Source organism: Phytoactinopolyspora endophytica, from assembly GCF_004138495.1.
Classification (GTDB): domain Bacteria; phylum Actinomycetota; class Actinomycetes; order Jiangellales; family Jiangellaceae; genus Phytoactinopolyspora; species Phytoactinopolyspora endophytica.
This window is the reverse complement of sequence record NZ_ML142851.1, coordinates 212,582-216,533: the sequence shown is the minus strand read 5'-3', so window position 1 is coordinate 216,533 and position 3,952 is coordinate 212,582. Positions and strand designations below refer to the sequence as shown.

Here is a 3,952-nt window from a genome sequence, read left to right as displayed (position 1 = left end):
GAGCACGTCGACGAACTCGCCGACGGGGATCTCTTCGTTGTCCCGATGCATCATGTAGATGTCGGCGTAGTCGGTGCCTTGCCGTTCCAACGACTCCAGCAGTTGACGGCTGAGCGATTCCGGATCGCAGTGTGGGGTGTGCGCCCCCTTGACGATGACCACGACCTGATCGCGGACACCTCGGTTCGCGATCCACCGGCCCAGTAGCTTCTCGTGTCGGCCGGCGCCGTAGATATAGGCGGTGTCGAAGGCGTTGCCGCCGAGCGAGAAGAAGTGGTCGAACATCGCCGAGGCATGGGCCAGGTTCTGCTGGTTGTCGCAACCCATCACCAGCTGCGACACTCGCTTTTCGACGCCCGGGATCCGCCTGTACCGCATGTTGCCAGGTTCGGCGACCAGCGGCTTGCGTGACACGGTTGGGACGTGCGCGTCATCGCGCTCGAACGGATAGCGCAGTCCGATCTCTTCGCGCCATCTGTCCAGCGCTTGTGCGTTGCCCAGGGTGTCGTCGAGGCTCATCTCGGTCGACTCGCCACCGTGGTCCACGGCCTCAGCGACGGCGTCGGCCTCGAGCGCGTACGGATGGGCGCCGTCGAACGTGAACTGCTCGGGTTCCTGCCCCGCGACGGTGAGGGTCATGGCCTGCCGGTCTGACAGCGTCCAGGGGTCGTCGAGGGTGAGCTTGCCCTTCGACCCGTATACCGTGACCGACGAGTCGGAGAGCCGGATGCCCGTGCGCAGCGACGCCGTGACCCCGGTGGGGAACGTGACCCGCCCGACGGCCCACACGTCGACACCGTTCTCGACGGTCCCGCGGGCCGCGAGCGATGTCGGCTCCAGGAAGGGGACGCCCTCCGCGGCGCCGGCGAGCGCCCGGGCGTACGACATCGGATAGCCACCGACGTCGAGGATGCCACCACCGGCCAGGTTCGGGTCGAAGAGGCGGCCCTCGCTGCGGGCCGTGGCGAAGGAGAAGGCGGCATCGATGTGTACAAGCTCGCCCAGGGTCCCCTCGGCCACCAACTCGAGCACCTTGCGAGTCTGAGGATGGAAGCGGTACATGTACGCCTCCTGCAGCACCCTCCCGGACTGCCGGGCGGCCTCGACCATGGCCATCGCCTCGCCGAGATTCGGCGCGATCGGCTTCTCACAGAGCACGTGCTTGCCGGCGTCGAGAGCAGCGAGCGTCAGCTCGGCATGGCGGGTGTGGACCGTCGCGATGTAGACGGCGTCTACCTCCGCGTCTGAGAGCACTGACTCGTAATCGCCGGCACGTTCGATGCCGACGTCAGCGCCGAACGCGGCGGCTCGGGCGGGATCGGAGCTGCCGACGGCGAGCAGGCTGCCGTGGCGGCTGTGGCTCAGCTGGGTGGCGAATCGACGGGCGATGTTTCCGGGGCCGAGGATGGCCCAGCGGATCGGGGTTGTCATGGGGCTGGAGCGCTCCGATCGCGGTCGAGACACGTCGATGAATGACGTGCGTGAACGTTCACGATCTGCACGCTAGCCTCCCCTTCTCCCTCCGTCAAGGGTCCTCCTTCGAGGCCCGTTGCCGCCGCTAGGCCACTCGCGCCGCCGGAAGCTGGGTGACGGCGCGGAGCTCACGCTCGCTGGCGTTGGCACCGGTGCACATCACGGCGACGCGCTTGTCCGCGAACCGCTCGGGGTGCGCCAGCAACGCCGCGACCGACGCCGCTCCGGCGCCCTCGGTCAACGTGTGCGCATCACGGAGCATCACCCATTGAGCCTCGGCGATGGTCCCGTCGTCGACGAGCAGAAAGTCGGTGAGGTGCTCGCCCATGATCCGTTGGGTGAGCTCGAACCCGGCCCCTGTCGCGAGTCCTTCCGCCGCGGTCCGGTTCGGGCGCTTGAGCAGCTCACCGGTTCGCCAGGAATCGTGGGCAGCCGGCGATGCCGCCGCCTGCACGCCGATGATCTCGCACCCAGGCGCTACTGCCGCGGCGACGACGCACGCTGCCGCCGCGCCACTGCCGCCTCCGACCGGAACGACGACGGCGTCCAGGTCCGGAGCCTGCTCGAAGACCTCGAGGTAGGCAGTGGCCACACCGGCGACGATCTCCTGCTCGTTCGCCGCACTGACCAGGCGGGAGCCACGCTCCGCGGCGAGCTTGCCGGCGAACTCGCACGCCCCGTCCAGCGTCTCACCATGCTCGACGACGTCTGCACCGAGCGCACGCACGGCGGCGGCCTTCAACGGGTTCGGCTTCTCCGGCATCACGATGGTGCACGACGCACCGACACGGCGAGCCGCGTAGGCCAGCGACTGGGCGTGGTTGCCGGTGGAGTACCCGACGATCCCCCGTTGTCGATCCTCGGGTGACATACCGGCCAGCAGGTTGAGCCCTCCCCGGATCTTGAACGCGCCCGTGGGCTGCACGTTCTCGTGCTTCACCAGCACGTCCGCGCCGAGGGTGGCGCTCAGCGCCGGATAGGACCACATCGGCGTCGGCGGCAGCAGGCTGTCGAGCACTCGACGCGCCCGGAACACGTCACCGATCGAGGGAGTTCGCATGCTTCCATGCTGGCAGGATCATATAGATAGGTCTAATGCAGGTTTTCTCATGAACCATCGATTCTGTCTATGATTCGTACCATGGATCTGAACCGGTTACGGGTACTCGTGACCGTCGCCCGCGAAGGGTCGGTCACCGGGGCGGCCGAAGCACTGCACTACGCCCAGCCGTCGGTCAGCCATCACCTCGCACGGCTCGAGGCGGAGGCCGGAGTTCCCCTGCTGCAGCGGGTCGGACGCGGCATCCGGCTGACCGAGGCCGGGCGGATGCTCGTCACCCGCGCGGAGGAGATCCTCGGCCGAGTGGACTCCGCCCAGGCGGAGCTAGCCGCGCACGCCGGACTCCAGACCGGGAGGGTACGGCTCGCCGCGTTCCCATCCGCGCTCGCGACACTCGTTCCACCGGCAGCGGCGCGCTTCGGCCACGACCACCCGGACCTGGATCTGGCGCTGACCGAGAGCGAACCTCCCGAGTCGCTGACGGCCCTGCGCAACGGCGAGGTCGACGTGGCCCTCGTCTTCGAACACCCCGATCCCGACGTTCCGACGGCTGCATCAACCACCGCGACCGTGGTGCTCGACGAACCGCTCTACGTCGTCACCCCCAAAGGTCGCCGTTGGCCAGATCCGCGATCGGCACTGTCCACGTACGCAGGCGAACGCTGGATCGCGGGGTGCGAGCGCTGCCGAACCCATCTTCTCCGTGCGTGCGAGCAGTCCGGGTTCACGCCGACGATCGAGTTCGAGACCGATGACTACGTCGCTGCGCAGGCGCTCGTCGCCGCTGGGATCGGCGTCACGACGTTGCCTGGGCTCGCGTTGCTCGCCAACCGCCACCCGGACGTGCGGATCGACCGTATCCCCGGGGACCGCCGCCGGGTGCTGGCGGTCACGTACGGCAAGCCGCCTCCACCGCTACCCGTCCAGGCCTTCCTCGACGCGCTCTCGGCGACTCTGACTGCGCCCACCTGGCCTCACTGACCACACGCGAGGATCCCGTTGGTCGCCAGCGCCGGTCGCGGGACTCGCACCGGCCTAGCGATCCTTCGGTGGCATGTCCTTGCGATCGAGCGTTGAACCCGGACCCATCAAGGAGGTCTACTGGCAGAAAGGCGACGTTTCCCTCGCGATGGAGCGATCATGGCTGAGCCGATAACCTACGACTCCCGCACCGCGTTAGTGGTCGTCGATGTGCAGAACGACTTCGCCGATCCCAACGGCAACCTGTACGTCTCAGGTGGCGACGAGGCGATCGAAGCGATCAACCGTCAGATCGACGCGGCCACACAGGCAGGCGCGCTCGTCGTCTACACCCAAGACTGGCATCCGCCGTCCACGCCGCATTTCCAGAAAGACGGCGGGACCTGGCCGACGCACTGCGTACGCGACACCTGGGGTGCGCAGCTGCATCCGGCTCTG

The 3,952-nt window shown here is 67.9% G+C and carries 4 protein-coding genes; 2 read left to right on the top strand and 2 right to left on the bottom strand.

The genetic code is table 11. The features are described from left to right. Positions 1-1,431: aldo/keto reductase (locus ELR45_RS06865; RefSeq protein ID WP_205856165.1), on the bottom strand; the 1,431-nt coding region annotated here is incomplete at its 3' end. A gap of 127 nt (positions 1,432-1,558) precedes the next feature. Beyond that, positions 1,559-2,533, bottom strand: a complete 975-nt coding sequence (locus ELR45_RS06860; protein ID WP_129664565.1) for a threonine ammonia-lyase — start codon at positions 2,531-2,533, stop codon at positions 1,559-1,561. An 81-nt stretch (positions 2,534-2,614) separates the two neighbouring features. Here ELR45_RS06860 and ELR45_RS06855 point away from each other — a divergent pair, with 81 nt between their 5' ends. Both ELR45_RS06855 and ELR45_RS37095 read left to right on the top strand, forming a co-directional pair. Further along, positions 2,615-3,514: a LysR family transcriptional regulator gene (locus ELR45_RS06855; protein WP_129664563.1), complete on the top strand. Its 900-nt coding sequence runs from the start codon at positions 2,615-2,617 to the stop codon at positions 3,512-3,514. Between the two features lie 159 nt (positions 3,515-3,673). Further along, positions 3,674-3,952, top strand: a 279-nt coding sequence (locus tag ELR45_RS37095; protein WP_205856164.1) for an isochorismatase family protein, incomplete at its 3' end; no start/stop codon positions are given.